The sequence below is a fragment of the Malikia sp. genome (assembly GCF_028687635.1).
Lineage (GTDB): Bacteria > Pseudomonadota > Gammaproteobacteria > Burkholderiales > Burkholderiaceae_C > Malikia.
Genome location: NZ_JAQTZS010000010.1, coordinates 49,275 through 71,081, shown reverse-complemented (window position 1 = coordinate 71,081; position 21,807 = coordinate 49,275). Strand labels below are relative to the sequence as shown.

At 65.8% G+C, this 21,807-nt stretch carries 23 protein-coding genes and 1 riboswitch; of the genes, 10 read left to right on the top strand and 13 right to left on the bottom strand.

Annotation, left to right across the window (positions count from 1 at the left end):
* Positions 1–43: 43 nt before the first annotated feature.
* On the bottom strand, positions 44–787 hold the full coding sequence (gene gpmA / locus PHR85_RS08325; RefSeq protein WP_300052895.1) for a 2,3-diphosphoglycerate-dependent phosphoglycerate mutase: 744 nt from the start codon (positions 785–787) through the stop codon (positions 44–46).
* A 66-nt stretch (positions 788–853) separates the two neighbouring features.
* Between gpmA and PHR85_RS08320 the strand changes: the two genes are divergently transcribed.
* The 4 genes from PHR85_RS08320 (at position 854) to PHR85_RS08305 (ending at position 3,181) form a co-directional block, all read left to right on the top strand.
* Positions 854–1,264: a rhodanese-like domain-containing protein gene (locus PHR85_RS08320; protein ID WP_300052892.1), complete on the top strand. Its 411-nt coding sequence runs from the start codon at positions 854–856 to the stop codon at positions 1,262–1,264.
* Positions 1,265–1,278: 14 nt separating this feature from the next.
* Positions 1,279–1,536 carry a glutaredoxin 3 gene (gene grxC, locus PHR85_RS08315; protein ID WP_300052889.1) on the top strand — a complete coding sequence of 86 codons (258 nt, stop codon included), beginning with the start codon at positions 1,279–1,281 and terminating at the stop codon, positions 1,534–1,536.
* A gap of 127 nt (positions 1,537–1,663) precedes the next feature.
* Positions 1,664–2,125 carry a protein-export chaperone SecB gene (secB, locus tag PHR85_RS08310; protein ID WP_300052886.1) on the top strand — a complete coding sequence of 154 codons (462 nt, stop codon included), beginning with the start codon at positions 1,664–1,666 and terminating at the stop codon, positions 2,123–2,125.
* A 42-nt stretch (positions 2,126–2,167) separates the two neighbouring features.
* Positions 2,168–3,181, top strand: a complete 1,014-nt coding sequence (locus tag PHR85_RS08305) for an NAD(P)H-dependent glycerol-3-phosphate dehydrogenase (protein ID WP_300052883.1) — start codon at positions 2,168–2,170, stop codon at positions 3,179–3,181.
* A gap of 10 nt (positions 3,182–3,191) precedes the next feature.
* Here PHR85_RS08305 and panC read toward each other — a convergent pair whose 3' ends face one another.
* Together panC and panB are read right to left on the bottom strand one after the other, a co-directional pair.
* Positions 3,192–4,043: a pantoate--beta-alanine ligase gene (panC, locus tag PHR85_RS08300; protein WP_300052880.1), complete on the bottom strand. Its 852-nt coding sequence runs from the start codon at positions 4,041–4,043 to the stop codon at positions 3,192–3,194.
* 57 nt (positions 4,044–4,100) lie between these two features.
* Positions 4,101–4,976: a 3-methyl-2-oxobutanoate hydroxymethyltransferase gene (gene panB, locus PHR85_RS08295; RefSeq protein ID WP_300052877.1), complete on the bottom strand. Its 876-nt coding sequence runs from the start codon at positions 4,974–4,976 to the stop codon at positions 4,101–4,103.
* A gap of 214 nt (positions 4,977–5,190) precedes the next feature.
* On the opposite strand from panB, the gene nadA reads away from it, so the two are divergent.
* Both nadA and pabB read left to right on the top strand, forming a co-directional pair.
* Positions 5,191–6,288: a quinolinate synthase NadA gene (gene nadA, locus PHR85_RS08290; RefSeq protein ID WP_300052874.1), complete on the top strand. Its 1,098-nt coding sequence runs from the start codon at positions 5,191–5,193 to the stop codon at positions 6,286–6,288.
* Entirely contained in the window at positions 6,285–8,090 is a 1,806-nt protein-coding gene (gene pabB / locus PHR85_RS08285; RefSeq protein ID WP_300052871.1) for an aminodeoxychorismate synthase component I, read from the top strand. The genes nadA and pabB overlap by 4 nt, the downstream gene beginning before the upstream one ends.
* 19 nt (positions 8,091–8,109) lie before the next feature.
* On the opposite strand, the gene panD is transcribed toward pabB, so the two are convergent.
* Positions 8,110–8,490 carry an aspartate 1-decarboxylase gene (gene panD / locus PHR85_RS08280; RefSeq protein WP_300052869.1) on the bottom strand — a complete coding sequence of 127 codons (381 nt, stop codon included), beginning with the start codon at positions 8,488–8,490 and terminating at the stop codon, positions 8,110–8,112.
* Between the two features lie 93 nt (positions 8,491–8,583).
* Positions 8,584–10,503 (bottom strand): phosphomethylpyrimidine synthase ThiC, encoded by a 1,920-nt coding sequence (gene thiC / locus PHR85_RS08275; protein ID WP_300052866.1) that lies wholly within the window; start codon positions 10,501–10,503, stop codon positions 8,584–8,586.
* Between the two features lie 91 nt (positions 10,504–10,594).
* Positions 10,595–10,699, bottom strand: a riboswitch (TPP riboswitch).
* A 126-nt stretch (positions 10,700–10,825) separates the two neighbouring features.
* On the opposite strand from thiC, the gene PHR85_RS08270 reads away from it, so the two are divergent.
* On the top strand, positions 10,826–11,206 hold the full coding sequence (locus tag PHR85_RS08270; RefSeq protein WP_300052863.1) for an MAPEG family protein: 381 nt from the start codon (positions 10,826–10,828) through the stop codon (positions 11,204–11,206).
* A gap of 76 nt (positions 11,207–11,282) precedes the next feature.
* Here the strand turns inward: PHR85_RS08270 and PHR85_RS08265 are convergent, their stop codons facing one another.
* Positions 11,283–11,936 carry an NUDIX domain-containing protein gene (locus PHR85_RS08265; RefSeq protein WP_300052860.1) on the bottom strand — a complete coding sequence of 218 codons (654 nt, stop codon included), beginning with the start codon at positions 11,934–11,936 and terminating at the stop codon, positions 11,283–11,285.
* 60 nt (positions 11,937–11,996) lie between these two features.
* On the opposite strand from PHR85_RS08265, the gene PHR85_RS08260 reads away from it, so the two are divergent.
* The gene (locus tag PHR85_RS08260) at positions 11,997–12,944 is read left to right on the top strand and encodes a metallophosphoesterase (RefSeq protein ID WP_300052857.1); all 948 of its coding nucleotides are present in this window, start codon (positions 11,997–11,999) and stop codon (positions 12,942–12,944) included.
* A gap of 123 nt (positions 12,945–13,067) precedes the next feature.
* On the opposite strand, the gene PHR85_RS08255 is transcribed toward PHR85_RS08260, so the two are convergent.
* Positions 13,068–14,378, bottom strand: a complete 1,311-nt coding sequence (locus PHR85_RS08255; RefSeq protein WP_300052979.1) for an IS4 family transposase — start codon at positions 14,376–14,378, stop codon at positions 13,068–13,070.
* A 15-nt stretch (positions 14,379–14,393) separates the two neighbouring features.
* On the opposite strand from PHR85_RS08255, the gene PHR85_RS08250 reads away from it, so the two are divergent.
* Complete coding sequence (locus PHR85_RS08250; protein ID WP_300052854.1) at positions 14,394–15,542, top strand: hypothetical protein; 1,149 nt, start codon at positions 14,394–14,396, stop codon at positions 15,540–15,542.
* Positions 15,543–15,560: 18 nt separating this feature from the next.
* Here the strand turns inward: PHR85_RS08250 and PHR85_RS08245 are convergent, their stop codons facing one another.
* Positions 15,561–15,731 carry a hypothetical protein gene (locus PHR85_RS08245; RefSeq protein WP_300052852.1) on the bottom strand — a complete coding sequence of 57 codons (171 nt, stop codon included), beginning with the start codon at positions 15,729–15,731 and terminating at the stop codon, positions 15,561–15,563.
* Here PHR85_RS08245 and PHR85_RS08240 point away from each other — a divergent pair.
* Entirely contained in the window at positions 15,730–16,065 is a 336-nt protein-coding gene (locus PHR85_RS08240; RefSeq protein WP_300052850.1) for a hypothetical protein, read from the top strand. The two genes, PHR85_RS08245 and PHR85_RS08240, sit on opposite strands and share 2 nt — an antisense overlap.
* Positions 16,066–17,050: 985 nt before the next feature.
* Here the strand turns inward: PHR85_RS08240 and PHR85_RS08235 are convergent.
* The 5 genes from PHR85_RS08235 to PHR85_RS08215 all read right to left on the bottom strand — a co-directional run bounded on the left by PHR85_RS08235 (position 17,051) and on the right by PHR85_RS08215 (position 21,803).
* Positions 17,051–17,368: a nucleotidyltransferase domain-containing protein gene (locus tag PHR85_RS08235; RefSeq protein ID WP_300052848.1), complete on the bottom strand. Its 318-nt coding sequence runs from the start codon at positions 17,366–17,368 to the stop codon at positions 17,051–17,053.
* 20 nt (positions 17,369–17,388) lie between these two features.
* Positions 17,389–19,005, bottom strand: a complete 1,617-nt coding sequence (nadB, locus tag PHR85_RS08230) for an L-aspartate oxidase (protein ID WP_300052844.1) — start codon at positions 19,003–19,005, stop codon at positions 17,389–17,391.
* 11 nt (positions 19,006–19,016) lie between these two features.
* Positions 19,017–19,865 carry a ScpA family protein gene (locus PHR85_RS08225; RefSeq protein WP_300052841.1) on the bottom strand — a complete coding sequence of 283 codons (849 nt, stop codon included), beginning with the start codon at positions 19,863–19,865 and terminating at the stop codon, positions 19,017–19,019.
* Between the two features lie 18 nt (positions 19,866–19,883).
* Positions 19,884–20,096: a DUF3460 family protein gene (locus PHR85_RS08220; RefSeq protein WP_300052838.1), complete on the bottom strand. Its 213-nt coding sequence runs from the start codon at positions 20,094–20,096 to the stop codon at positions 19,884–19,886.
* 69 nt (positions 20,097–20,165) lie between these two features.
* On the bottom strand, positions 20,166–21,803 hold the full coding sequence (locus tag PHR85_RS08215) for a SulP family inorganic anion transporter (protein ID WP_300052836.1): 1,638 nt from the start codon (positions 21,801–21,803) through the stop codon (positions 20,166–20,168).
* Positions 21,804–21,807 lie beyond the last annotated feature (4 nt).

Genomic DNA, 21,807 nt, shown 5'->3' with positions numbered 1-21,807 from the left:
GGGCCATATCGACACGGCCCCGCCAGCAAAGCCCGGCTTGAGCTCAGGCCTTGCCCTGGCCGGCCACGGCGGCGGCGGCGGCGGCGGCGGCCTCGGCGTCGCCCAGGTAGTAGCGGCGCAGCGGCTTCATGTCGTCGTCGAATTCATACACCAGCGGGATGCCGTTGGGGATGTTGAGGTTGACGATGTCGGCGTCGGAGATGCCGTCGAGGTGCTTGATCAGCGCGCGGATCGAGTTGCCGTGGGCGGCGATCAGCACGCGCTGGCCCGACTGGATGCTAGGGGCGATGGTCTGTTCCCAGTAGGGCACGACGCGCGCGACGGTGTCCTTGAGGCATTCGGTCAGCGGGATCTGCTCGGGCGACAGGTCGGCGTAGCGGCGGTCGTTGCGCTGGCCGCGCGGGTCATCGGCTTCGAGCGCCGGCGGCGGGGTGTCGTAGCTGCGGCGCCAGATCAGCACCTGCTCGTCGCCATATTCCTTGGCCATGTCGATCTTGTTCAGACCCTGCAGGCCGCCGTAATGGCGCTCATTGAGGCGGTAGTTCTTCACGACCGGCAACCAGGTGCGGTCCATCTCGTCGAGGGTGTACCACAGGGTGTGGATGGCGCGCTTGAGCACCGAGGTGTAGCAGAGGTCGAAGTCCCAGCCTTCTGCCTTGAGCAGCTTGCCGGCCGACATCGCCTGTGACACGCCGGTCGGGGTCAGGTCGACGTCGGTCCAGCCGGTGAAGCGGTTTTCCAGGTTCCAGGTGGATTCGCCGTGGCGGATCAGGACGAGTTTGTACATGGCTGTTTCCAGAGCGGGGACAAAGCTGGCATTTTAGAATATGGGCCTTCAAGCGAAAGGCTGATCGTGACGTTTTTGGTAGATAACTGGTTTCTGATTCTGGCGGCCCTGATTTCCGGGGGCTTGCTGCTGTGGCCTCTGGTCTCGGGTGGCTCGCTCGCGGGCGGGCTCAAGCCCGCCGACGCGGTGCAATTGATCAACCGCGAGAAAGCGGTGGTGATCGATGTCTGTGGCACCGGCGAGTTCGCGGCGGGCCATGTCGTCGGTTCGCGCAACATTCCGCTCGACCAGCTGGAGTCCCTGCTGCCGGGCGCGGTCAAGAACAAGGCGCTGCCGGTGATCCTGGTCTGTGCTTCGGGCATGCGTTCGAGCCGTGCCGTGGCCATCGCGAAAAAGCTCGGCTACGAGAAGGCCGCTTCGCTCGAAGGCGGCATGAAGGCCTGGCGTGCCGCCAACCTGCCGGTCGAAAAGTCTTGATTCAGGAGTCCCAGATGGCACAGGTAACAATCTACAGCAGCGACTACTGCCCCTATTGCCAGCGCGCCAAGGCGCTGCTGCGCGAGCGCGGCGTGACCGATTGGGAAGAAATCTGCGTCGACGGCAAGCCCGCCGAGCGCGCCGCCATGGCGCAGTTGGTCGGTCGCACCAGCGTGCCGCAGATCTTCATCGGCGGCCAGCATGTCGGCGGCTGCGACGACCTGCACGCGCTCGATGCCAAGGGCGGCCTGCTGCCGCTGCTGCGGGCCTGAGCCCCTGGTCGTCCGCGAGACGGGCGCCCGGAACGGCTGCGCCTTGCTGACATAATCGCATGTGATCGGCCCGCTGCGGCAATGCGCCGGCAGCGGGCTTTTTCTTGACCCGAAATCGAAAGCAGACATGTCCGAGCAACAGGTTCCCGTGTTCCAGATCCAGCGCGTCTACATGAAGGAGGCTTCGCTGGAGCAGCCCAATTCGCCCGCCATCCTGCTGGTGCAGGAGCAGCCTTCGGTCGACATCCAGCTGGGTGTCGGCGCCGAGCAGGTGGCCGACGGCGTCTTCGAGGTCTGCGTGACCGCGACCGTGCAGACCAAGATCCAGGACAAGACCGTGTTCCTGGCCGAGGTCAAGCAGGCCGGCATCTTCGAGATCCGCAACCTGCCCGAAGAGCAGATGGGTCCGATCATGGGCATCGCCTGCCCGCAGATCGTCTATCCCTACCTGCGCGGCAACATGGCCGACGTGATCACCCGCGCCGGCTTCCCGCCCGTGCACCTGTCCGAGATCAACTTCCAGGCCATGTACGAGCAGCAGCAGGCGCAAGCCGAGCAGGCTGCCGCCGAAGCCACCGCCGCTGCCTGAGCGCTGCCGGTCTGAGTCAGTGACAGAGCGAAGGTCGCCTGCATGAAGATCACGGTGCTGGGTGCCGGTGCCTGGGGAACGGCACTGGCCATCGCCGCCGCCGCCCAGGACGGCGCCCATCAGGTCCGGCTGTGGGCGCGCAATCCCGCGCAAGTGGCCGACATGCGCCTGCGTGGCGAGAACGCGCGCTATCTGCCGGACGCGCCATTTCCGTCGTCGTTGCAGGTGCTCGAAGCCGATACGCAGGAGCTGCCAGCGCTGCTCGCTGGTGACGACCTGGTCGTGGTCGCGACGCCGATGGCCGCGCTGCGCGAGATGCTGCTGCTGCTGCGTGACGGTGCCGTGCCCGTGGTCTGGCTGTGCAAGGGTTTCGAGCGCGCCGCCGATGGCGGCCCCGGCCTGCTCGGGCACGAGATCTGCGCCGAGGTGGCGCCCAGCCTGCGGACCGGCGTGCTCAGCGGCCCGAGCTTTGCCAAGGAGGTCGCCGCCGGGCGGCCGACCGCGCTGGTCGCGGCCAGCGACAGCGCCCTGCTGCGCGAGCGGCTGGTGCAGGCTTTCCACGGCCCCAGCTTGCGCGTCTACGCCAACGACGACATCGTCGGCGTCGAGGTCGGCGGCGCGGTCAAGAACGTGATGGCGATCGCCACCGGCCTGTGCGACGGCCTCGGCTTGGGGCTGAACGCGCGCGCCGCGCTGATCACGCGCGGGCTGGCCGAGATCGCGCGTCTGGGCCTGGCGCTGGGTGCGCGGGCCGATACCTTCATGGGACTGAGTGGCCTGGGTGACCTGGTGCTGACCGCCACCGGCGACCTGAGCCGCAACCGCCAGGTTGGCCTGTTGCTGGCCCGGGGCTTGAGCCTGCAGCAGGCGGTCGATTCGCTCGGCCATGTGGCAGAGGGCGTCTACAGCGCCCACACGGTGGCGCAACGCGCCCGGCTGCTCGGCATCGAGATGCCGATCACCGAGGCGGTGGTGGACCTGCTCGACGGCCGCCTGCAGCCGGCCGATGCGGTCGCGGCCCTGATGGGGCGCGACCCGGTCGCCGAGATGCACTGAAGCGACTGGCTTAAAACTCGATGTTGTCGATCAGGCGTGTGCTGCCCAGGCGTGCCGCGCCGAGCGCGACCAGCTCGCCGGGCTGGAACTCGCCGCCCTGCGGTTGCTGCAGGTCGACGCGGCGGCGCACCGTCAGGTAGTCGGGTTGCCAGCCGCGCGCGGCCAGTGCCTGCATCGCGTGCTGCTCCAGCGCGGCCAGGTTGTGCTCGCCGCCCAGCACGGCGGCGATCAGGGTCTTGAGCGCTAGCGAGAGCTGTGTCGCCTCGGCGCGCTCGGCCTCGGACAGGTAGCCGTTGCGCGAGCTCAAGGCCAGCCCGCTGGCGGCGCGCTCGGTGTCGACGCCATGCACCGTCACCGGCAGCGCGAACTGCCGCACCAGCTGGCGGATCACCATCAGCTGCTGGTAGTCCTTCTTGCCGAACACCGCGTGGCGCGCGCCCTTGGCCTCGCTGAACACGCACTGGAACAGCTTCATCACCACGGTGCTGACGCCGGTGAAGAAGCCCGGGCGGAAATGGCCTTCCAGGATGTCGCCCAGCGCGGCCGGCGCGTGGACCTTGAAGGTCTGCGGCTGCGGATAGAGCTCCTTTTCCGACGGCGCGAACACGATGTCGCAGCCTGCTGCTTCGAGCTTGGTGCAATCGGCTTCCAGCGTGCGCGGGTAGCTGTCGAAGTCCTCGTGCGGCAGGAACTGGAGCCGGTTGACGAAGATGCTGGCGACGGTCACATCGCCCAGCGGCTTGGCGTGGCGGATCAGCGCCAGGTGGCCATCGTGCAGGTTGCCCATGGTGGGCACGAAGGCGGGCGAGTCGAAGCGGGCCAGTTGCTGGCGCAGTTCGGCGAGGGAGTGGACGACTTGCATGGTGGGGCTGATGGAAGAGGGCGGGGTGCGGCGGATGTCGGGGCTGGCGTGCGCGGTTTACCAGGCGTGCAGGCGGTCGTCGGGGAAGCTGCCGTCCTTGACGGCGGCGACATAGGCGGCCATGGCGTCGCGCACGCTGTCGTTGCCGGCCATGAAGTTGCGCACGAACTTGGGCGTCTTGCCCAGGCCCATGCCGAGCATGTCGTGCATCACCAGCACCTGGCCGGCGGTGCCCTTGCCCGAGCCGATGCCGATGGTGTGGCAGCGCGGCAGCTCCTGGGTCAGCTCGGTGGCGAGGGCGGCTGGCACCATCTCAAGCACCAGCATGCTGGCGCCGGCATCCTGCAGCGCCGCGGCATCGCGCTTGAGGCGCTGCGCGTCGCTTTCGCTGCGGCCCTGGACGCGGTAGCCGCCCAGTGCATGCACGGTCTGTGGCGTCAGCCCGAGGTGGGCGCAGACCGGGATGCCGCGCTCGACCAGGAAGGCGACCGTCTCGGTGGTCCAGCCGCCGCCTTCGAGCTTGATCATGTGCGCGCCCGCGTGCATCAGCGCCGAGGCGCTGCGGATGGCCTGTTCCTTGGACTCCTGGTAGCTGCCGAAGGGCAGGTCGGCGACGACCCAGGCCGTGCCCTGGACCCGGCGCAGGCCGCGCGCGACGCTCTCGGTGTGGTAGCACATGGTCTCCAGCGTGACCCCGACGGTGCTGGAGAGCCCCTGGCAGACCATGCCGAGCGAGTCGCCGATCAGCAGCGTCTCGACCCCGGCGCTGTCAGCGGCGGCCGCGAAGGTGGCGTCGTAGGCCGTCAGCATGGTGATTTTTTCACCGCGCTCGCGCATTTCGTGCAGGCGCGGCAGGCTGACCGGCTTGCGCTGCGGCAGCGAAGCAGCCGTGGGCAGGGAGCCGTAGGGGGTGCTGGCTAGCGTCTCGCTCATTTTTTGACTTTCTTCCGATTTTTGCTCGTGAAACTGAAAGTCTAGTCGATCCGGATGCATTTCTGATGCCGCGGGTTCTTGCCCCATCCGGCACGGGTCCGGTCTCGATGCGGGACAATAGCAGCCCAGAGCGGTCGTCGATTCCGGTGGGCGTACCGCATGCATGGCCGGCTCCTGCTGCCGGCAGCTACAGCCCAACAGAGAGCATAGAGAGATGGACAAGGTCATCGAGGTCGATTACGAACAGCCGGCTTGCACCACGCGCCACGCCTGGGCGCGCGTGCCCGAGGAGCCGAGCCAGCAGGAGCGCGCCGCGCTCAAGGACAGGATCCGCCGCCTGCTGCAGGAAAAGAACGCGGTCCTGGTGTCGCACTACTACGTGCACCCGGACCTGCAGGATCTGGCCGAGGAGACCGGCGGCATCGTCAGCGACAGCCTGGAGATGGCGCGCTTCGGTCGCGACCACGCGGCGCGGACGCTGGTGGTCTCGGGCGTGCGCTTCATGGGCGAGACCGCCAAGATCCTCTCGCCCGAGAAGACCATCCTGATGCCCGACCTCGACGCGAACTGCTCGCTCGACCTCGGCTGCCCGATCGATGACTTCGCGGCCTTCTGCGACCAGCACCCGGACCGCACCGTGGTGGTCTACGCCAACACCAGCGCGGCGGTCAAGGCCCGTTCCGACTGGCTGGTGACTTCGAGCTGCGCGCTCGAGATCGTCAGCGCCTTGAAGGCCAAGGGCCACAAGATCCTGTGGGCGCCCGACAAGCACCTGGGCGGCTACATCCAGCGCGAGACCGGCGCCGACATGCTGATGTGGCAGGGCTCGTGCATCGTGCACGACGAGTTCAAGGCCTTCGAGCTCGAAGCGCTGATCAAGGCACACCCGGGCGCCAAGGTGCTGGTGCACCCCGAGAGCCCGGCCGAGGTGGTCGCGCTGGCGGACGCGGTCGGCTCGACCTCGGCCATCCTGAACGCGGCCAGGACCATGGACGCCAAGGAATTCATCGTCGCGACCGACAACGGCATGATGCACAAGCTGCGCCAGCTGAACCCGGGCAAAACCTTCATCGAGGCGCCGACCGCCGGCAACAGCGCCACCTGCAAGAGCTGCGCGCACTGCCCCTGGATGGCGATGAACAGCCTGGCCGGCGTCGCGCGCGTGCTCGAAACCGGCTTGAACGAGATCCATGTCGACCCCGAGCTGATCCCGCGCGCGCGGCTGCCGATCGACCGCATGCTGGCCTTCACCTCCGCGCACAAGGCCGGCCGGGACGCCGGCGCGCTGGTGCCCAATATCGGCGCGGCATGACGAGCCAGCCGGTCACGGCGCTGTTCGACTTCGCGCAGCCGCAGGGCGGCCCGGGTGAACGGCTGCGCTGTGCCTTTGGTGCGCCGCTGCGCCTGCTGCAAGCCGACACGGCGGCCGAAGTCAAGCCGCTGCTGCAGCAGGTGCAGGCCGAAGCCGCCGCTGGCCGCTGGTGCGTGGGCCATGTCGCCTACGAGGCCGCGCCGGCCTTCGACGCCGCGCTGCGGGTGCATGCGGCCGAGGGGCCTCTGGCCTGGTTTGCCGTCTTCGAGCAGGCCCTGGACTGGCCGCTCGAGTGCGAGCTGCCGCCAGGCGCTGCCGAGACGGCGCAGGAGGCGAATGAGCAACAGCAACCGGCCAAGGCCCACTGGGGCGCCGGCCCCGAGCGTGTCGCCTTCACGCGCGACATTAAGATGATCCAGGCCGCGATCGCCGCCGGCGACTGCTACCAGATCAACCACACGGCCCAGCTCAAGGGCGAGCTGCTGCAGGGCAGCGCGCTGGCGCTGTACGTGGCATTGCGCCGCGCGCAACCAGGCGGCTATTCGGCCTGGCTCGACACCGGCGAGCGCCAGCTGCTGTCGGTCTCGCCCGAGCTGTTCTTCGACTGGGACGGATCGCGGCTGCTGGTACGCCCGATGAAGGGCACCGCCGCGCGCGGCGACGATCCGCAGCAGGACCAGGCCAACGCCGACGCCCTGCTGGCTTCCGCCAAGGAGCGGGCCGAGAACGTCATGATCGTCGACCTGATCCGCAACGACCTGTCGCGCGTCGCGCTGCCGCATTCGGTCAAGGTGCCGCGCCTGTTTCACCTGGAAGCCTTGCCGACCGTCTGGCAGATGACCTCGGATGTGACGGCCGACAGCCGGCCCGGCACCACGCTGGCTGATGTCTTCACGGCGCTGTTCCCCTGTGGCTCGATCACGGGCGCGCCCAAGGTCCAGGCCATGCGGCTGATCCATGAGCTTGAGCCGGGACCGCGCGGCGCCTACTGCGGCGCGATCGGCGTCGTGCGACCGGGCGGCCACGCGACCTTCAACGTCGCGATCCGCACCGTGACGGCCCAGGGAAATAAATTGAGCTGCGGCATCGGCAGTGGCATCACCTCGGGCGCGACCGCCAAGGGCGAATGGCAGGAATGGCGCCACAAGCGCGCCTTCCTGGACCGGGCCAGCGAGCCGTTCGAGTTGCTTGAGACGCTGGCGCTGGCCGACGGCGTACTGCGCCACCAGGCCGAGCACCTGGCGCGGCTGGAGCGCGCGGCGGACCATTTCGGCTATGCGCTGGATCAGTCCGCCTTGCGCGCCAGCCTGGATCAGCTGGTCGCCAGCCATCCGCAGGGCCTGTGGCGGGTGCGCCTGCTGCTCGACGCGCAGGGCATGACCCAGGCGCAGGCCTTCGCGATGGAGGCCAGTCCGGCCCAGGTCACGCTGGCGCTGGCGCCTCAGCCTTTCGAGGCCGCGCACGGCGAGTTCGTGCGCTACAAGACCACGCGCCGCGCGCATTACGACGCGGCCGCGCCGACCCAGCCCGGCGTGTTCGACGCCATCCTGTGGAACGAGCAGGGCGAGCTGACCGAGTGCACGCGCGGCAACCTGGCGCTGCAGATCGACGGCGAATGGCTGACGCCGGCACTGTCCTGCGGCCTGCTCGATGGCGTCGGGCGAGAGGTCGCGCTGCGCGAGGGGCGGCTGCGGGAAGCCGTGTTGCGGGTCGATGACCTGCGGCGCGCGACCGGGCTGGCCTTTGTCAACAGCCTGCGCGGCTGGATACCGGCGCGGCTGCAGCCACCGAGCGCGGCCTGAAGGTCTGGCCGGCCAAGGCTTACATCATCTGGGTCGCGACCTTGTCGCGCAGCTCGACCTGCTGGTTCTGGTCGTTGACGAACACCAGCTTCGGCTTGTGGCCGCTGACCTGGTCCTCGTGCACCTGGGCGAAGGCCGCGATGATCAGCAGGTCGCCGACCGCGACGCGGCGGGCCGCCGAGCCGTTGACCGAGATCATGCCGGTGCCGCGCTGGCCCTTGATCGCGTAGGTCACGAAGCGCTCGCCGTTGTCGATGTTCCAGATATGGATCTGTTCGTTTTCGCAGATGCCGGAGGCATCGAGCAGGTCCTCGTCAATCGCGCAGGAGCCTTCGTAGTGCAGCTCGGCATGCGTGGTCTTGACGCGGTGGATCTTGGATTTGAGCAGGGTACGGAACATGGTGATCTCGGGCAAAAATAGTGCGCTATTTTGACAGAAGCGCGGAAACGGACCGCCTTGACGGTCCGTTTCCTTGCAAAAGCCTGACGCGGATCAGAGCGGGCGGTAGATCTCGGCGCCCTTCTTGACGAACTCGACCGCCTTGACTTCCATCCCCTTCTGCAAGGCCTCGCCCTCGGCCAGGCCCTGCTTGGCGGCGAAGTCGCGCACCTCCTGGGTGATCTTCATCGAGCAGAAATGCGGGCCGCACATCGAGCAGAAATGCGCCACCTTGGCCGATTCCTTGGGCAGGGTCTCGTCGTGGAACTCGCGCGCCTTGTCCGGGTCGAGGCCGAGGTTGAACTGGTCGTCCCAGCGGAACTCGAAGCGGGCCTTGGACAAGGCGTTGTCGCGGATCTGCGCGCCCGGGTGGCCCTTGGCCAGGTCGGCGGCATGCGCGGCCAGCTTGTAGGTGATGATGCCGGTCTTGACATCGTCCTTGTCGGGCAGGCCCAGGTGCTCCTTGGGCGTCACGTAGCACAGCATGGCGCAGCCGTACCAGCCAATCGTCGCCGCGCCGATGCCGCTGGTGATGTGGTCGTAGCCCGGCGCGATGTCGGTGGTCAGCGGGCCCAGCGTGTAGAAGGGCGCCTCGTCGCACTGTTCGAGCTGCAGGTCCATGTTCTCCTTGATCAGGTGCAGCGGCACATGGCCCGGGCCCTCGATCATGACCTGGACATCGTGCTTCCAGGCGATCTGGGTCAGCTCGCCCAGCGTCTTCAATTCACCGAGCTGGGCTTCGTCGTTGGCGTCATGGATCGAGCCCGGACGCAGGCCGTCGCCCAGGCTGAAGGCCACGTCATAGGCCTTCATGATCTCGCAGATCTCCTCGAAATGGGTGTAGAGGAAGTTCTCCTGGTGATGGGCCAGGCACCACTTGGCCATGATCGAGCCGCCCCGGCTGACGATGCCGGTCATGCGGTCGGCGGTCAGCGGCACATAGCGCAGCAAGACGCCCGCATGGATGGTGAAATAGTCCACCCCCTGTTCCGCCTGCTCGATCAGCGTGTCCTTGAAGATCTCCCAGGTCAGGTCCTCGGCCTTGCCGTTGACCTTCTCCAGCGCCTGGTAGATCGGCACCGTGCCGATCGGCACCGGCGAGTTGCGGATGATCCACTCGCGCGTCTCGTGGATGTTCTTGCCGGTCGACAGGTCCATCACCGTGTCGCCACCCCAGCGGATGGCCCAGGTCATCTTGTCGACTTCCTCGTTGATCGAGCTGCCGAGCGCCGAATTGCCGATGTTGGCGTTGATCTTGACCAGGAAGTTGCGGCCGATGATCATCGGCTCGCTTTCGGGGTGGTTGATGTTGTTCGGGATGATGGCGCGACCACGCGCGATCTCGCTGCGCACGAACTCGGGCGTGATCTCGGCCGGGATCGCGGCGCCGAAGTTCTGGCCCGGGTGCTGGCGGGTCAGCAGGCGGGCCATCTTCTCGCCCATCGGGCCGGTGGCTTTCAGCGAGGCGACATAGTCCTGGCGGCGCAGGTTCTCGCGGATCGCGATGTATTCCATCTCGGGCGTGATGATGCCTTGGCGCGCGTAATGCATCTGCGTCACGTTGGCGCCAGCCTTGGCGCGGCGCGGCTGGCGCTGCAGGCCGGGGAAGCGCAGTTCGTCGAGTTTCGGGTCGGCGGCACGCTGGCGGCCGAATTCGCTGCTCAGGTCGGCCAGTAGTTCGGTGTCGCCGCGCTCCTCGATCCAGCGCTGGCGCACCGCCGCCAGACCGGAGCGGATGTCGATCCGGGCGTCGGGGTCGGTGTAGGGTCCCGAGCAGTCGTAGACCGTGACCGGCGGGTTCTGTTCGCCGCCAAAAGCCGTCGGGGTGTCGGACTGCGAGATCTCGCGCATCGGCACCCGCAGGTCGGGGCGCGAGCCTTCGACGTAGATCTTGCGCGAGTTGGGCAGCGGCGCGATGGCGGCCGAGTCCACCTGGGCGGAGGCGGCGAGGAATTTTTCAGCGGGGGCGTTCATGGGGCGAGTCTCCTGGGCGGTTTTTGCTCCGAAGGTCGCCCCGGTGGATGACGCACCAACCGGCACCGGGCCAGGTCAGGGACACACCACCACAGGGTAAGACAGCTCTTCTTCCGCCGGTATGAACCGGATCAAGTTCGCGGGTTTGGCTCAAGCCATCTCAGCCCGCAACATGCGGACACCCCGGAGCAAGCGACCATTGTATGCATTGGCCCGCCATTGCGGGTGGTCGGTGCTTGGCCGGCTGTCGGGCAGGTGGGGGAATGCTGTGCAAAATGCCCTGACAATGGCCGGTGAACGTTGCAACAGGAGTACTCCCGCGATGAAATGGTCCTACCTCTGCCTGCTGATCGCGGGCTTGCTGCCGGTGGTGTGCGCCGGCATCGCCAAAGCCGGTCTCAAAGACTACGACAACCACGATCCCCGTGCTTGGCTGGCCAAGGTCACGGGCTTCCGGGCGCGTGCCAACGCGGCCCAGGCCAACAGCTTCGAGGCTTTTCCGTTCTTTGTCTCGGGCGTGCTGCTGGCGCTGCATGCCGGCGTTGATTCGGCGCGGGTGGATGCACTTGCCGTGGCCTTCGTGCTGGCCCGCCTGGGCTATATCGCGTGCTACGTGGCCGACAAGGCCACCTTGCGCTCACTGGTCTGGACGGTGGGCATGGGGTGCGTGGTCGCGCTGCATGTGAACGCGGTGATGGTGTGAACCGCCCCAAGTTCCTTCTCGTCTAACTGGACCGCGGTGCCATTCAGCGGCACCGCCCGATGCAAGCACGACTTACTCAAAAGGAGAATCCCTCGCTGGCTCTGAACAGCTGGGCAGGGCGCTGTGTCCCGCGTTCATACTCGTCAAGCTCGACAAGGTCTGAGGAACTCTTGAGCTGCCGACGGAAGGAGCTTTTGTCAAGAGACCGCCCCAGGATTGTCTCGACGGTCCGTTGAAGCTGTGTCAAGGTGAATTTCTCAGACAACAGATGCAATGGGAGTTTGCCTGCCTCTACCTTTGTTCGCAGCTTCTTGACAGCCGCCGCTAGCTGATGATCGTGGTCGAAAGCAAGTCGGTGACCTGGAGCGGATGCGTTCGACCACTCCAGGGCTTCAACCTTGTTTCGTACCAGCGCATTGATCTTGTCTCTGGGCAGTAGTGCATAGAACAGCACGGATACGGACCACCCGCGAGGGTCGCGGTCTGGTCCGCTAAACGTGCAGACCTCATCCACCAGCGGTAGTTCAACGCTGACCTTGTGTGCCAGTACCCGTCGGGCAGCCGCTTCCAGAGACTTGTCGAGGTGTGGTTTCAATATGCCACCAGGCAAAGCCCATTGTCTGGCTGCCGGCTCATGCGCCCGTTTGACCACCAGTACTTGCAGGCGCTCTGCATCGACACAGAAAAGCGCGACGTCAACGCTGACCAGAGGGTAAATTATTTCCAACATAGTTGCATTTTACCACTAAGTGGGTTAAGATAGTAGCATCGTACAACTAAGGAGGGAAGTATGGGATACGACATCATTGGAGACGTTCACGGCCAAGCCGACAAGCTCGAAGCCTTGCTGCAGACGATGGGGTACCGCAAACAAGCCGGAGCATATCGGCACCCAAGCCGCAAGGCCATCTTTGTCGGTGACTTCATCGACCGAGGCCCTCGGCAAGTTGAAACCTACCGACTGGCGCGACGCATGGTGGATGCAGACAGTGCCTTGGCCATTCTGGGAAATCATGAGTTCAATGCCATTGCCTGGCATCTGCCCGACCCAGATGGCGCCGACGCCGGCCATTTCCTTCGCCCACGACACGGCGAGCTCGGTGCCCAGAACCGCCATCAGCACCATGCGTTTCTGGGCGAGGTCGAGGGGACGCCGCTCCATGCGGAAATCATCGACTGGTTTCTGACATTGCCGTTGTGGCTTGACCTGCCAGCGCTGCGTGTTGTGCACGCCTGTTGGCACGACGGCTTCATGGCGGAGTTGGAGCCGCTGCTGGGCAATGGCCGAACTCTGACGCCAGAACTCATGGTTCGCGCCAGTCGCGCACATGACCCCGTCTTCAGAGCGGTAGAGGGGCTGACAAAAGGACTGGAAGTGTCGTTGCCCGCCGGCCATTCGTTCTTGGACAAAGACGGCCATGAGAGGCGCAATGTGCGTATCCGCTGGTGGGATGAGCAAGCCCATGGCTACCGTGACCTTGCGTTGATGTCCGAGGAAGAGAGGAACAAGTTGCCGGACATCGCTGTGACGGAGACTGGCATGCTGCCCAGTTATGACCACCGCAAACCCGTGTTTTTTGGCCACTATTGGATGCAGGGCGAGCCAACCTTGCAAGCTGACCGAATGGCGTGCGTGGATTACAGCGCAGGTAAGGGAGGCCCCTTGGTGGCTTATCGGTGGGACGGAGAGGAACTCCTTGACGTGCGAAATTTCGTCAGTTCATCAAATCCGAACTAGGGGTTCTAAGTCGGAACCGCCGAAATTTCCGTCATGCGTGGTTCAGTGTTCCACTGCGCCTAAGACCCCAGCACCTGTTTGACCCGATGGAGACCCAATGACATGGTTTAAAGACCATCCCTTTCAAGGTGTTGCACCCTTGGCGCTGCGCAGGACGCGGGCGGTCGAGACGTGCTTGCGAACAGCGGCGGCCTCGACATATCCCTTGGGCTTGGGTTTCTTGGGGCCTCGCTTGGAGGTGGCGACGCTGCGCGGCGAGACGAACCGGGCCAGATGCAGCAAATAATCAGCCATGTGCTCCGGGCTGGCTTCGGACCACGAAGACCACGCCGAAGGCGGTAGCGCAATGAGCATGCCTTTGTAGTCGCTCACGACATCGACTGCCAGGTGATAGGTCGAGACCTCCAGCTCGGGAGCCTGCTCGCGGTGAGCCTGTTCGATGCAGCGCTTGAGCAGGGACAGCACGTTGTACGCCAGCACCGCCGTGGCAAAGCCCAGCAGCGCGGCACGCGGGTGGCCCAGCGTGCGGATTTCGCTGTTGAGAACCGATTCGAGTCGTCCGAACAGCCCTTCGATGCGCCAGCGGCGGCGGTACAGGTTGGCAATCTGTTGAGCCGTGACCTCGTGCGGCAGGTTGCTCCACAAGTTCAGCTGGGTCAGGCCGTCCCGAGTGGGCTCATCGAGCACCAACTGGATACGACGCCACGGCACGCCGTCACCCTCGATACCGATGGACTGCTCCGCCAGCACGCCCGTTTCGCAGCGGCCCGCTTCGTGCCAGCTGCCTTGCTGCACCAGACTCGGATGGCGACCATGCTCGCGCACAATGAAGGCGGCTCCCGTCTGTTGCCAGCCCTGCAACAGGGTGCGGGTGCAGAAATGGCTGTCAGCCAGCCACAGCTCGCCCGCCCGTGCCGAGGCCACCAGGGTCCGCGCCACGGTACGCTCGCTCTCGTGCGCATCCTCGCACGCCACGATGTCCGTGACCAGGGCTTGGTCGGGATCGTAGACCACCAGGGTGTGCCCCGGCAGGGCCGCGCCACGCTGATCGCGCAGCGGTGACAGCCGCTTCTGGCTCGCCGGCAGGTGATTGCCGTCGAGGATGCGCAAGCGCCATCCCGCCAGGCTTGCCTCGCCGTCGAGTTGCGCCATCACCGGCGCCAGACGGGCGGCGCTGCCCTGCACCAGCGCGCGCAGCACCGCCGGCTCCGTGCGATTGACCTTGTCGTAGAGCGCCGCCAACGACACGGGCAGCCGCTCCATCTTGCGCGCGGCCGCATGCAGCGACGGGCGCAGCCCCAGCGAGACCAGCATCATCAGCTCCACCACGGTCGACATCATCAGCTCGCGCGGGTATTGCCTCTGGCGGTTGGCCTCGAACACCTCGTCGATCCAGCCCGCCGGCAACGCCTGCTCCAGCGCCACGCGTGCCATCACGCCCACCGGCGCATGCTGCTCAAACCGCTCCAGTACCTCTGCACACATCCTCGTTCTCCCTTCTACCCCACAAGGCTACAGGAGAATCGGCAACACCTTGAAAGGGATGGGTTTAAAGACCTGACCGGCTTTGCAGAAACCGACTACAAATCCACCCGTGCCCAGCTCTGCGTCGAGGACGATCGCCTGCGCTCGCTGGCCAACGGCCGCAGCTGGCGGATCGGCCAGCTGGAGACGCCCAGCCTAGCCGAACTGCGCGAGCGCGCCGCCCCGGTGCTGGCCACCTCGCGTGGCCGGCTGCGGGTGCACAACCTCGCGGCCGACGCCCACCAGCTGCATACCAGGCCCGAACTGGCGGGTGCGCTGGTACAGGTCGCCTCGCAATTCAATCTGCTGGAGATGACGCACTTCGAGTTCACACCCGAAGACGGCGTGACCGATTACGAATACGACCCGACCCAGGGGCCGGCCTGTGCGCGCGCTGCGGGGGCCGGGACCATCTACCGCAACTACTTCGCGCCGGTCGGCAATCAGCTGGGCCAGACCAGCGAGCGGCAGATCGACACCCTGGCCGACCTGCGATCAACCCTGAAGGGTGGCGACCGCATCAAGATGCGCAACGGCTACGCCTTGGCCGACACCGCCACGCTGCAAACCATCAAGACAGCACTCAGGGCCGCCAGCCCCGCTGAACTTGACGCGTTGCGCGCGCGTCTGCGCATCGGCCTTCATTGGGATGTGGAAGTGACGGCGAGGGGCACGCCGAAGGACCAGACGGTGAGCCAGGCCTACTGCTCGGCATTGCCGATCAGCTACAACCGCGACAGCAAGCCCTGGTTGTGGGAGCCCTTCGCGCGCCTGGTGCTCGAAGCTGCTTATGAAGCCACGCTGCTAGCCGGGGTGATTAATGCAGCCAGACCGGGCGGCAACCGCAGCGTCTACCTGACGCGGCTGGGCGGCGGCGCCTTTGGCAACGAGTACGAATGGATTATGGACGCGATGCAGCGGGCGCTCGACCTGGTACGAGGCCAGGCGCTGGATGTGTACCTGGTCAGTTACCAGCAGGTGCCGAAAGATCTGCAGGCACTCGCCGCTCGCTACGAACAAGACCAGAAGGGCTACCAACGCAAGCCCGAAACCCCGTCCGCTAGCGAGGCATGAGCAACGTATCGACCCACCTTATTTCCTGAGGAAGGCGTGAACCGGCAAGTTCGGCCCGGCGCTGTCGGTGCCTCGCTTCCGGCGCTCTTGCAGACGAGACATGCCCGCCTGCTTCCTCCGGATGTCCAGATAGTCCGTGCAGTCCCTCATGCGCTCATACCAGTCGAAAGAAATAACCTTGTCAATCATGAAGAAATCTCCTTTTCCGTTCCAGAATTCGCGTTATCCGAATACTCCGCAGTCCCAGGCCGTCTGGGAGCTGATAGGGGAGTACGAAGACGAGTTGCTGGTCAGTATCCGAGCAGGCCAAGGCGCGGCAGCCACCCTGCCGACCGACAAGCTCCGCGCGCTGTGTCCGGCGACGAAGAAGGAGTCTGACCCTTTTCTGCGCCGCACCGGGGCTCAAGTGGCTGCCTTCGCCAGGTATCACGGCTACAAGCCCTCGGAAAGAAAACAGACCGTCAAAGGCTCGGTTTTCAAGCGTGTGGCGCGTTTCGAGCCCATCGATCCATCGGCCGCTTGAGTTGCCCTCTTGAACCGTCCTGGTTTTGGGGGAGGTCGGTCCGTTCGTTGAACTTGGGGTAGCGCAAGCAGTCGTGTCACCAGCCGCCACTTTGCTGTCGGAAAACGTCCAGTGCTGGATTTCCGTCTATCGAGGCAATCCGACACGGTTTGACGTGCGTGCGCACTGCCGAGATGCTTAGGGTGAGGGATAGACTGCTGTCAGTAAGGCAGGTTTCGGCTAGGGGCAGTCGCCCTAAAACAAAGTTAGACTTTTCCAACAAGGTAAATAGCAAATGAAAAATTGGGATGCCGCGATAACGGAAGTAGTGAACTCGCTGAGTCAGCCATTTGATTCCCACTTGGTGATTAGAGAACTGGCTCATCGGAATCAACGCCGGTATGTTGATGCCTTGGCCGCAAAAAATACTGAAACTCCGTTTCTTCAACTTCACTCATCTTTAGGGCAAAGAATAAAAGTAGTGTGTGAAGGTCTTGGTTTCAAAGGGAGCGATAGCAAAAGCCCTGACATGTTTGGGCAGCAAAGTACATGCCAGAAATGGTCGCGCTAAACTCTAGCATCACATTTCAGCGCATTTCGTTATACGCAACTCTGTAAGTCATTGATTTTATTGATGTGTGGATTTTCTGCGTTATCATAAAAATCAACATGTTACGGAGATGTGTATAAGGCGATGATTTCAGCGAGCCGCTTCTCGCGGCTGCTGAATTCAAACGTTGAATGTGCCCTGTCAGCTAGAGCGTGTTATGAACTTTCACCTGGGGTAGCGCAAGCAGTCGTGTCACCAGCCGCCATTTCATCGGACCGGCACCCAGCCGTAGCTCACCACGCCGATGATGGGGTCAGGCTCGGGCTTTGATGGTGATGTCGCCAAACAATTTCCCAGCGGCTTTGTGTCGAGCTAACGATCCGGTAGAGGCGTTCCAGCTGGCTCGTGGAGATTATTAAAATTATCTCCGAAATAAAATTTTATCGTGGGAGATCTTCAGCGCGCGTAGAACACCACCTCGACCCGATCGATGTGCTCGCGCAATGCGTGATTGTCGATCTGGGCGTAGAGCGACAAGTCGATCATGTAGGGCAGCAGCAGGTCGTCGAGTTCGTCCATCAGCCGCAGCAGGTCCCGATAGGTCAGCGCATCGCCCTTGAGGGTCAGGTCGATGTCGGAGCCCCGTTTGTAGTTGCCCCTGGCGCGCGAGCCGTACAGCACCGCCTGCCCGATCGCCGGGCAGGCGGCCAGCACCTGCTGTATCGCCTGCACGGCATCTGCCGGCAAGCCGGTGCTCGCGGCCAGATCCCTCATTCGGCGCCTTGGTTGCCCGCTCAGGGCACCAGCACCGTCGGCCCCGCCTCGGCCAGCAGCCCGGGGTAGTCGCGGCTGAAGTGCAGGCCGCGGCTTTCCTTGCGGCCCTGCGCCGAGCGCACAATCAGGTCGGCCACCTGCAGCAGGTTGCGCAGCTCCAACAGGTCGCGCGTGACATGGTAGTGGGTGTAGAACTCGCGGATCTCGGATTGCAGCAGCGCGATCCGGTGCGCCGCGCGCTCCAGCCGTTTGTCGGTGCGCACGATGCCGACATAGTCCCACATGAAGCGGCGCAGCTCGTCCCAGTTGTGCGACAGCACGACCTGCTCGTCGGCGTCGATCACGCGGCTGTCGTCCCAGGGCTTGATGGCCGGGATGTCGGCCACGGCCTGCGCCGCCATGTCGGCCACCGCCGCGCGCGCGAACACCATGCACTCGAGCAGCGAGTTGCTGGCCAGCCGGTTGGCGCCGTGCAGGCCGGTGCAGCTGGCCTCGCCCACCACGTACAGGCCGGCCAGGTCGGTGCGTGCCTTCAGGTCGGTGATCACGCCGCCGCAGGTGTAGTGCGCGGCCGGCACGACCGGAATCGGCTCCTTCGTGATGTCGATGCCGAGCTCGGCGCAGCGCGCCAGGATGTTGGGGAAATGCTCGCGCAGGAATTCCGGGCTCTGGTGCGAGATGTCGAGGTAGACGCAGTCCAGGCCGTGCTTCTTCATCTCGAAGTCGATCGCGCGCGCCACCACGTCGCGCGGCGCGAGCTCGGCGCGTTCGTCGTGCGCCGGCATGAAGCGGGTGCCCCCGAGCGATTCCGGCAGCTTGAGCAGGCCGCCCTCGCCGCGTACCGCCTCGCTGATCAGGAAGCTCTTGGCATCGGGGTGATACAGGCAGGTCGGGTGGAACTGGATGAATTCCATGTTGCCGACCCGGCAGCCAGCGCGCCAGGCCGCCGCGATGCCGTCGCCGGTCGCGGTGTCGGGGTTGGAGGTGTAGAGGTAGACCTTGCCCGCGCCGCCGGTGCACAGCACGGTGTGCGGCGCCACGAAGGCCTCGACCTCGTCGGTGTCCTCGTTGAAGGCGTAGGCACCCAGGCAGCGGCGTTCGTCCTCCGTACCGCCCTCGGCATGCTTGTCGCTCAGGATCAGGTCGGCCAGCACATGGCTCTCGAACACCTGCACATTGGGCGCCAGCCGCACGCGGTCGATCAGCGTGTGCTGGACGGCGGCGCCGGTGGCGTCGGCCGCGTGCACGATGCGGCGGTGGCTGTGGCCGCCCTCGCGCGTCAGGTGCAGTTCGCCGTCATGCTGGGTGAACTGGGTGCCCATCTCGCGCAGCCAGGCGATCGCCTCGGGCGCGTGTTCGACCGTGAAGCGGGTCGCGGCCTCGTCGCACAGGCCGGCGCCAGCGACGAAGGTGTCCTGCACATGGGCCTCGAAGCTGTCGTCCTCGGCCAGCACGGCGGCGATGCCGCCCTGGGCCCAGCCGCTGGAGCCGTCCGCGATGGTGCGCTTGGTCAGGATGGCCACCTGCAGATGGCTGGGCAGCAGCAGCGCGGTGCTCAGGCCGGCCAGGCCGCTGCCGACGATGACGACGTCGAAGCGGCGAGTGGTGGCGCAGGACTGGGATTGGGTGGTGTTCATGGTGCAAAGCTTCAGGCTGGCGTATAGGCCAGCCGGACATAGATGGGAGCGAAGGCCTCGGCCTGGGTGATCTCGATCAGGGTTTCCTTGGCCAGCTCGAGCATCGCGATGAAGGTCACGACCAGCACCGGCACGCCCTTGGCCAGCTCGAACAGCTCGGCGAACTCGACGAAGCGCCGGCCCTGCAGTCGGCGCAGCACCAGGCTCATGTGCTCGCGCACCGAAAGCGCCTCGCGGCTGATCTTGTGGTGCTGCACCAGCTTGGCGCGGCGCAGGATGTCGCGCCAGGCCTGCTGCAGCTCGGCGCCATCCACATCGGGCAGCTGGAGGTCGAGCGCCTGCTCGACGTGGACGCAGGCCGCCAGGAAGTCGCGCCCGAGTTGTGGTGCCTCGGCCAGCTGGCGCGAGGCCAGCTTGATCTGCTCGTATTCGAGCAGGCGGCGCACCAGTTCGGCGCGCGGGTCCCCGGCTTCCTCGCCCTCGGCCGCCTGGCGCTGGGGCAGCAGCATGCGCGACTTGATCTCGATCAGCATGGCGGCCATCAGCAGGTACTCGCCGGCCAGCTCGAGGTTGCGCGCGCGCACCTGCTCGACGTAGCCGAGGTACTGGCGCGTGAGCTCGGCCATCGGGATGTCGAGGATGTTGAAGTTCTGCCTGCGGATCAGGTACAGCAGCAGATCGAGCGGGCCTTCGAAGGCGTCCAGGAAGACCTCGAGCGCATCGGGCGGGATGTAGAGGTCGGTCGGCAGCGCGAACAGCGGCTCGCCGTACAGGCGTGCGAACGCCACCGGGTCGATTGGCTCGGGCAGGCCGGCCAGGCTAGCGGGCAGTGCGTCGTCCAGGGTGGGCGTGTGGTTCATTCAGGCCCGCGCCGGAGTTCAGCGCAGCGTGGGTTCGGTCTGGTAGACGTAGGGTTGCTGCTGGACGCGGCCTTCGTTGGCGTCGGCGTTCCAGTCGCGGTCCACGCTCTGCTCCCACAGCAGGGCGCGGCCTTCGCGCTGTTGCGCGTCGAGCTCGGGCCGCTTGGCCTTGAGCGATTCGATGAACTGCGTGGCGTCGGAAGTGTAGTGGGGGCGTGCGAAGAGGCTCATGTCAGTATGGCACCACGGTTAAAGCTGCTGATTTTACCCAGCAGCCCGCTCAACAGGCCAGCCCGTATTTCAGCTGCAGGTGCGCAGCCTGGCCGCCAGGCCGGATCTGAGCAGCAGATCGCGCGGCTGCTCGTTGAGGTGCCGGATGTCGAGCCGGCCGCCGCGCCGCTCCAGCGCCTCGACCAGCTGCTCCAGCGCGTCGATGCCGGTGGTGTCGAGCGCGACCAGCCTTGTGGCGTCCAGGCTCACATCAAGCTGGTCCGGGCCCGCTTCGACTGCGGCCAGGATCGGGTCGATCTTGGTCACGGCGCCAAAGAACAGCGAGCCGTAGAGCTGGTAGCTCAGCAGCCGCTCGGTGCGCGAGACCAGCTCGGCGCTGAACAGGCTGCCCTGGCGCCGCACGAACAGCAGGCAGGCCAGCACCAGGCCGAGCTCGACCGCCAGCGTGAGGTCGAACACCACGGTGACCAGGAAGGTCGAGACCAGCAGCAGCCGGTAATGCCGGCTGAACTGCCTGAGGCGCGCGAACTCGCGCCACTCGCCCATGTTCCAGGCCACGAACAGCAGCACGCCGGCCAGCACCGCCAGCGGCACATGGCTGGCCAGCGGCGCGGCCAGCAGCACGACCAGCGCCAGCGAGAGCGCATGCACCATGCCGGCCACCGGCGAGGCGGCGCCGGCGCGGATGTTGGTGACGGTGCGCGCGATGGTGCCGGTCACCGGCATGCCGCCGAAGAAGGGCACCGCGAAGTTGGCCACGCCCTGCGCCATCAGCTCCTGGTTCGGGTCATGCTTGGCGCCCGGGCGCATCTGGTCGGCGACGCGCGCGCACAGCAGCGACTCGATCGCGCCCAGGGCGGCAATCGTCAGCGTTGGCGTGACCAGCTGCTTGACGCTGGTCCAGCTGAAGTCGGGCAGGGCCAGCGCAGGCAGGCCCTGCGGGATGCCACCGAAGCGCGAGCCTATGGTCTCGACCGGCAGCTTGAGCAGCCAGGCCAGCAGCGTGAGCGTGACCAGCGCCACGATCGGGGCCGGCAGGCGCGAGGTCGCGCGCAGCGCGCTGGCGCCCTGCAGCCGGTCAAGCTGCTGGCGAAAGGCCGAGTCGCCGGCCCAGATCCGTGGCCAGACGAACAGTCCCAGCACGCAGAGCACCCCGAGTCCCAAGGCATAGGGGTTGAGGCTGTCAAGATGGCGCCAGAGGGTGCCGATCTGGCTGAAGAAGTCGGCTGGCATCTTGTCGATCTTGAGGCCGAGCAGGTCGCGCAGCTGCGACAGCGCGATCAGCACCGCGATGCCGTTGGTGAAGCCGATCACCAGGCTGACCGGCACATAGCGCACCAGATTGCCCAGCTTGAGCAGGCCCATCAGGAACAGCAGCACTCCGGCGGCCGCGGTGGAGATCAGCAGGCTGCCCAGGCCATGGCGCTCGACGATGCCGTAGACGATGACGATGAAGGCGCCGGCCGGGCCGCCGATCTGCACCGAGCTGCCGCCCAGCAGCGACACCAGCAGGCCGCCGATGATCGCGGTCCAGAGCCCGGCCTCGGGCTTGAGGCCGGAGGCAATCGCGAACGCCATCGCCAGCGGCAAGGCGACTATGGCGACCGTCAGGCCGGCGCCAGCGTCTTGCGCCAGTCGGGCGCGGTCATAGCCGCGCAGGTCAGCGAGCAGTCGGGGGCGGAAGCGGGCAAGCGGCGGCAGGTGCATACCC